The organism is Actinomadura soli, from assembly GCF_005889715.1.
In the GTDB taxonomy this organism is placed as follows: Bacteria; Actinomycetota; Actinomycetes; order Streptosporangiales; family Streptosporangiaceae; genus Spirillospora; species Spirillospora soli.
This window is the reverse complement of the sequence record NZ_VCKW01000043.1, coordinates 38290-44646: the sequence shown is the minus strand read 5'-3', so window position 1 is coordinate 44646 and position 6357 is coordinate 38290. Positions and strand designations below refer to the sequence as shown.

General features: G+C 70.7%; 5 protein-coding genes. All 5 read right to left on the bottom strand.

Annotated elements, in window-relative coordinates:
• A partial coding sequence (gene panD / locus ETD83_RS11355) for an aspartate 1-decarboxylase (RefSeq protein ID WP_138645039.1) occupies nt 1-383 on the bottom strand: 383 nt, incomplete at its 3' end.
• Nucleotides 383-1243: a pantoate--beta-alanine ligase gene (gene panC, locus ETD83_RS11350; RefSeq protein ID WP_138645038.1), complete on the bottom strand. Its 861-nt coding sequence runs from the start codon at nt 1241-1243 to the stop codon at nt 383-385. The genes panC and panD, both read right to left, overlap by 1 nt.
• Nucleotides 1244-1723: 480 nt before the next feature.
• The gene (locus ETD83_RS11345; protein WP_138645037.1) at nt 1724-2656 is read right to left on the bottom strand and encodes a Rossmann-like and DUF2520 domain-containing protein; all 933 of its coding nucleotides are present in this window, start codon (nt 2654-2656) and stop codon (nt 1724-1726) included.
• 115 nt (nt 2657-2771) lie between these two features.
• Complete coding sequence (locus ETD83_RS11340; RefSeq protein WP_138645036.1) at nt 2772-5300, bottom strand: ABC transporter permease; 2529 nt, start codon at nt 5298-5300, stop codon at nt 2772-2774.
• Entirely contained in the window at nt 5300-6010 is a 711-nt protein-coding gene (locus ETD83_RS11335) for an ABC transporter ATP-binding protein (protein WP_138645042.1), read from the bottom strand. Before ETD83_RS11335 ends, ETD83_RS11340 begins: the two co-directional genes overlap by 1 nt.
• Between the last annotated feature and the right edge of the window lie 347 nt (nt 6011-6357).

Here is a 6357-nt window from a genome sequence, read left to right as displayed (position 1 = left end):
GTGCCGGGGACGGGGGCGGCGGGGTCGGAATCCAGGGAGATGATCTTGTTGGAGCGGTCGACGTGGACGACACGGGGAACGAACTCGCGGGCCTCGGTGTCGGTGAGCTGGGCGTAGCTGATGATGATGACCAGGTCACCGGGCTGGACGAGGCGAGCGGCGGCGCCGTTGATGCCGATGACGCCGGAGCCGCGCTCGCCCGCGATCAGGTAGGTCTCCAGGCGGGCGCCGTTGTCGATGTCCACGATCGAGACCTGTTCGCCAGGCAGCAGGTCGGCGGCGTCCATCAGGTCCCGGTCGATGGTCAGCGAGCCGACATAGTGCAGGTCCGCCTGAGTCACCGTGGCTCGGTGGATCTTCGACTTGAACATCGTCCGGAACATCAGGGCTCCTCGGGGAACTGGAGGGGGACGTTGTCGATGAGGTGAGTGGCGCCGACACGGCCGGCGACGGCCAGGACGGCCGGTCCCGCGTAGGGAAGTGTGATCGCGGTGAATGTCGCCGGGTCGACGAGGACGAGGTAGTCGAGGAGGAGCGGCGGATCGGCGGTCGCGGCCTTGTCGAGGACCACGCTCGCCGCGGCGATCACCGCTTCGGGTCCTTCAGAGACGGCGTCCGCGCCGGCATGGAGGGCGCGCGATAGGGCGAGGGCGGTCCGGCGTTCGGCCTCGGAGAGGTAGCGGTTGCGGCTTGAAAGGGCCAGGCCATCCGGCTCCCGGACGGTCGGGCAGCCGACGATCTCGACGGGGACGTTCAGATCGGCGACCATCCGGCGGATCATCGCGAGCTGCTGCGCGTCCTTCTCACCGAAGATCGCCACATCGGGACGAACGAGGTTGAGCAGCTTCAGCACGACGGTGAGCATCCCGTCGAAGTGGCCCGGCCGGGTCACGCCCTCGACGACCTCGCCCATCGGGCCCGATTTGATCGTGACCTGCGGAGCGTCCGGATACATCACCGAGTGGGGCGGCGCGAAGACGAGGTCGACGCCTTCGGCGGTGCACATGTCGAGGTCGGTGGCGAGCGTCCGTGGGTAGCGGTCGAAGTCCTCGTCCGGGCCGAACTGGAGCGGGTTGACGAAGATGCTGACCGCGACCGTGTCCGCGCTCTGGCGGGCCTGCCGGATCAGTGAACGGTGGCCTTCGTGCAGCGCCCCCATGGTCGGGACGAGCGCCAGGGTTCCCTTGATCCTGGAGCGGGCTTCGGCCAGTTCGTCCCGTGTCCGGCTGATCGTCGATGTCACGATGTCCCCTTCGCTGCCCCGAAACCCTGGTACCCCGCGTCCGACGGCCTCCCATCGACCGCCGAGTTCTCCACACGCGCCGAGTTCCCCGCAGAGTCCACCCTCGCCGAGTTCCCCAGCAAGGCCAGGCTCACCAAGTCCCCGGCAGAGGCCAAGCTCACCGAACCCCCAGGCGAGACCAAGCTCACCGAACTCCCCGCAGAGGCCAGGCTCAGCGAATTCCCCGCAGAGAACGACCTCAGCGAATTCCCCGCAGAAGACGAGCTCAGCGAGTTCCCAGCAGAGGCCAAGCTCGGCGAATTCCCCACAGAGGCCAAGCTCACCGAGATCCCCGCAGAGGCCGAGCTCACCCAACTCCCCGCAGAAGCCGAGCTCACCCAACTCCCCGCAGAGGCCGGGGTTCCGGTGGGCGTGAGGTTGCGGGTGGAGGATGGGGTTCCGGTGGAGGGCAGGTGGGTTGGTTGCACTGTTTCGTCCTGGTCAGTCGGCCAAGGCTTCTAGGAGGCGTTCGGCGTCCTCGGGTTTGAGCATTCCGGCGGCCAGGGCGCGGTCGGCGGTGAGGCGGGCCAGGGCGATGTAGGCGCGGCGGCTTTCGGCGGACACCTTGCCCAGTTCGCCGACGTGGTCGGAGACGGTTCCGGCGTCGCCGCGGGCGACCGGGCCGGTGAGGCCGTCGATGCCGAGGCGCAGGCCGTTGTCCAGGGCGGCGCCCAGGAGGGGGCCGAGCATCCGGCCGGGTTCGGCCACGCCGGCGATATGGAGAAGGTCCATCGCCTCGACGACCAGGGTGACCAGGTGGTTCGCGCCTCCGGCGAGAGCGGCGTGGTACAGGGGGCGCATCTCCTCGGTGATCCAGACGGGTTCGCCGCCCATCTCCACGACGAGCGCCTCCGCGACGGGGCGCAGCGGCTCGGGGGAGGTGACGCCGAAGGAGATTCCGGCGAGCCGGTTCACGTCGTCCGGGCGTCCGGTGAAGGTCATGACCGGGTGCAGGGCGAGGGGGAGGGCACCGGCGCGGGTGAGCGGGTCGAGGATGGTGGTCCCGTAGCGGCCGCTGGTGTGCAGGACGAGCTTGCCCGTGACCGGGACGCCCGCGGACACCAGGCCAGACGCCAGTTCGGGCAGTTCGTCGTCCGGGACGGTCAGCAGCACCAGGTCGGCGGCGGCCACGACCTCCGGCGGGGTCGCGACGTCCGCGCCGGGGAGGCGTTCCGTCACGTGGGACCGGGACCGCTCGGACACGGCGGTCGCGGCGATCACGCGGTGGCCCGCGCGGGACAGCGCGGCGCCGAGCGCCGTGCCGACGCGGCCGGCGCCGACGACGCCGACCGCGAGCCGCGCCGGCCTGTCCTCCGGAGTCGGCTCCGGCCCGTTTCCGGGCGCGGCGGAGGAAGGCGTGGCATGTGGGTCCATCGGTTCGTTCCAGTCCTCAGGTAGGTACCGGACGTGCGCGAACCAGCGTACCCGCGGGCCTGGGTCCCACCGCCCGGTGGGTGGGGTGGGGGGCGGCGGCCGCCCCCCACCCCATTCAGTCATGCGACAGGGACTCCACTATGGACGTTCTCGCGGCGCGCCGCGCGGGCATCACCGCGGCGGCCGTCCCGGCCAGGCCCGCGAGGACGACGAACGCGACGACCTGCAGGTAGGGCAGCGAGAAGACGGAGTCCGACGCCATCGCGTTCGTCGCGGCCCAGCCGAACGCGACCCCGAGCACGACCCCGGTGAGCGCGCCGATCACGGCCATGACCAGGGCCTCGACGGACAGCATCCGGCGAAGCTGGCGTTTGGTGAGGCCGAGGGCGCGCAGCAGCGCCGACTCGCGGGTGCGTTCCACGACCGAGAGGGTCAGCGTGTTGGCGATGCCGAACAGCGCGATGACGATCGCCAGGCCGAGCAGCCCACCGAAGATCATCAGCATCATGTCGACGGCCTTCGTCATCGACTCCTTGAACTCGGCACTGGAGATCACCTTCGCGGCGGGGTAGGGCTGCGCGGCGCCCTCCACGGCCCTGCGGGCGTCGGACGCGAGCACGTCGTCATGGGTCTTGACGTAGATCGCCGTCGGATCGCGGGCGCCGAAGTATCGGATGAAGTCGGACTCGGGGACGACGATTCCGTCCAGGCCGGTGCCCGGCGCGTAAACCGCGGTGATCTTCACCGGGACGGTACCGTGCGCTGTCTTCACCTGGACGGTCTTCCCCATCGCCAGGCCAGGGGCCTTGGCCGTGTCCGCGTCCACCATCGCGGTGCCCGGCTTTTGCGCGGCGTCCAGCGTGCCTTCCGTCATCTCGGGTCTCACGATCGTGCCGAGAGCGGACGCGGTGATGGTGGTGATGTCCTTGCCCTTCCCAGCGGACTTGGTCTCCTGGCGGTGCATCTCGATGACGTCGGCGACCTCGGGACGGTCGCGCAGCGTCCCGGCAAGCGCGCGCGGGACGGTCCCCTGGAAGTCCTGCGTCCTGATCTGGAACTCGACGGGGAACTGCTCCGCCAGCTTGTGCGTCGCGGTCGCCTTTCCGCTCGCCGCGATCACCGCGAACAGGCTCATCAGCCCAACGCCGACGGTCAGCGCGATCGTGGTGGTCGCGGTGCGGCGGGGGGCGCGCTGCGCGTTCGCCACCGCCAGCCGTCCCGGCACGCCCCCGAGCCGCGCCGGGACCGCGCCCGCGAAACGTCCGAGCGGCCGGACGAGCGCGGGCATCGCCGCGATCACCGCGAGGAAGAACACGCCGCCGGCGAGCGCGACCACGAACATCGCGGCCTGGCCCTTCGGCATGGCGATCGAGCCGAGCGCCCCGATGACCAGGCCCGCGATGCCGAGAAGGACGGAGATCACCGTGCGCGGCACGCCGAGGCGGAACCGTCCGCTGCCCGGTTCCAGTTCCGAGCGCAGCGCGGCGACGGGTGCGACGCGGGTCGCCGCGCGGGCCGGCAGGAGGGCCGACACGACGGTCACGATGACGCCGACCGCCAGGCCGATCAGGATCGTTCGGGGGGCGAGGGACGTGCCCGACGGTCCCGTCATGGCGAGGTTGGCGTCCAGCTGCCTGATCCCGACGAGCGCGCCCGCGCCGAGGCCGACGCCGGCGGCGAGGCCGAGGAGCGAACCGACCAAACCGACCACCGCGGACTCCACCAGGACGCCGCCGAAGATTTGCCGGCGCGTCGCGCCGACGCAGCGCAGCAGCGCCATCTCCCGCATCCGCTGCGCGATCAGGATGGAGAAGGTGTTGTAGATGACCAGGGCGGACACCAGCATCGCCACCAGCCCGAAGATCAGCAGCCCGGTACGGATGATCTTCGTGTCGGCGCCCGCCGACTTCGCCAGCTTCGTCCCCAGCTCCGCACCGCTGTACACGCGACCGGACGGCGCCGCGCCCGCGTCGCCGCCGCCCGCCTTCACGGCCGCCTCCATCGCCGCCCGGTTCCCGCCCGCGACGTCGATCTCCTCGTACGTCGTCTCGCCGGTCATCGCCTTCGCGGTCGCGGGGTCGAATCCCACGGCGCCGCGGAAGCTCGCCTCCTGGTCGATACCGAAATCGACCAGCCCGACGACGCCGAAGCTGTGTGACCGGTTCTTCCCGTCCAGGACCGTCACCGTGTCACCGACGGTGTAGCCCTCCCGCTTGGCCAATTCGGTGTCGAGGACGGTCTCGCCGCCGCCGGACGGAGGACGTCCCGTATCGAAGTCGTACCGCAGCAGCCGGCCGGAGGGCACGGACATACCGACGGTGGGGAAATCGCCGGCGGCCTTACCGTCTTTGCCGACGAGGGCTGCGTCGCCCTTGACCATGCCGTGCACGTCCGTCACGCCAGGTACTGTGCGAACCTGGTTGAGTGTGCTGGCGCTTAGCCCTTTCTCTGTGTCGTCGTCAGGGAGCACCGCGAAATCGACCTTGTCGGCGGACCGTGCGAACGTCTTGGCGACGCCCTTGTCCATCGTGTCGGTGAGGACGAACGTCCCCGAGATGAAACCGACGCCCAGAGTGATGGCGACCGCCGTCAACAGCAGCCGCAGCTTGTGGGCGCGCAGGCCCGCCAGAGTCGTCCTCAGCATCACGCCCCCAGGCCCTTGAGCCGGTCGAGCACGGCCTCGGGCGTCGGCTGGACGATCTCCGACACGATCTCGCCGTCGCGCAGGAACACCACCCGGTCGGCGTACGAGGCGGCCACCGGGTCATGGGTGACCAGCACGATCGTCTGCCCCATCTCCCGGACGGACGCGCGCAGGAACCCCAGGACCTCCGCGCCCGCCCGGGAGTCGAGGTTGCCGGTCGGCTCGTCCGCGAAGATCACCTCGGGGCGGGCGACGATCGCGCGGGCGCACGCCACCCGCTGCTGCTGCCCGCCCGACAGCTCGCTCGGGCGGTGCCTCAGCCGGTCGCGGAGCCCGAGGACGTCCACGACCTGGCCGAACCACGCCCGGTCGGGCTTGCGGCCCGCGAGTTCGAGCGGCAGCAGGATGTTCTGCTCGGCCGTCAGCGTCGGCAGCAGGTTGAACGCCTGGAACACGAACCCGACGCGGTCGCGGCGCAGCATCGTCAGCTGCCGGTCGCCCATCCCGGTGATCTCGGCGTCGCCGAGGACGATCCGCCCGGACGTGACCGTGTCCAGCCCGGCGAGGCAGTGCATCAGCGTCGACTTCCCCGACCCGGACGGCCCCATGATCGCCGTGAACGCGCCCTTCGCGAACCCGACGCTCACCCCGCGCAACGCGTGCACGGCCGCATCACCGGACCCGTACACCTTCGACACGCCCTCGGCCATGACGGCCGGACCTGCTGTGACCGCCGGGACTCCCCCGGGCGGGTCGGTGAACGTGCTGGTCACGGGTGGCTCCTTCAGGGCTCGGCCGCGGCTCGGACTGATCGATGACCACGCTAGAAATCCGCGCCGCGCCTGCCATCAGCCCGCCGGCCACGATCCCCGTCAACCTCGCGCCTACGAACCGCCCCCTCGTACGACCTGAGTCGTACGAGCCCGTCCGACCTTCCACCGACACCGCACCGGCGGCGCCCGCTCGAAAATGCGGAAGCGCCGGAGCCCCCTCGGGTTTCCGACGCTTCAGCGATGGGCGCGAACGCCCGTTCATCAGGACCAGTGAGCCTCATCCC

Coding starts and splice junctions, on each gene's coding strand:
- ETD83_RS11345 (WP_138645037.1), bottom strand. CDS start 2,656: ATGGACCCACATGCCACGCCTTCCTCCGCCGCGCCCGGAAACGGGCCG.
- ETD83_RS11340 (WP_138645036.1), bottom strand. CDS start 5,300: ATGCTGAGGACGACTCTGGCGGGCCTGCGCGCCCACAAGCTGCGGCTG.
- ETD83_RS11335 (WP_138645042.1), bottom strand. CDS start 6,010: ATGGCCGAGGGCGTGTCGAAGGTGTACGGGTCCGGTGATGCGGCCGTG.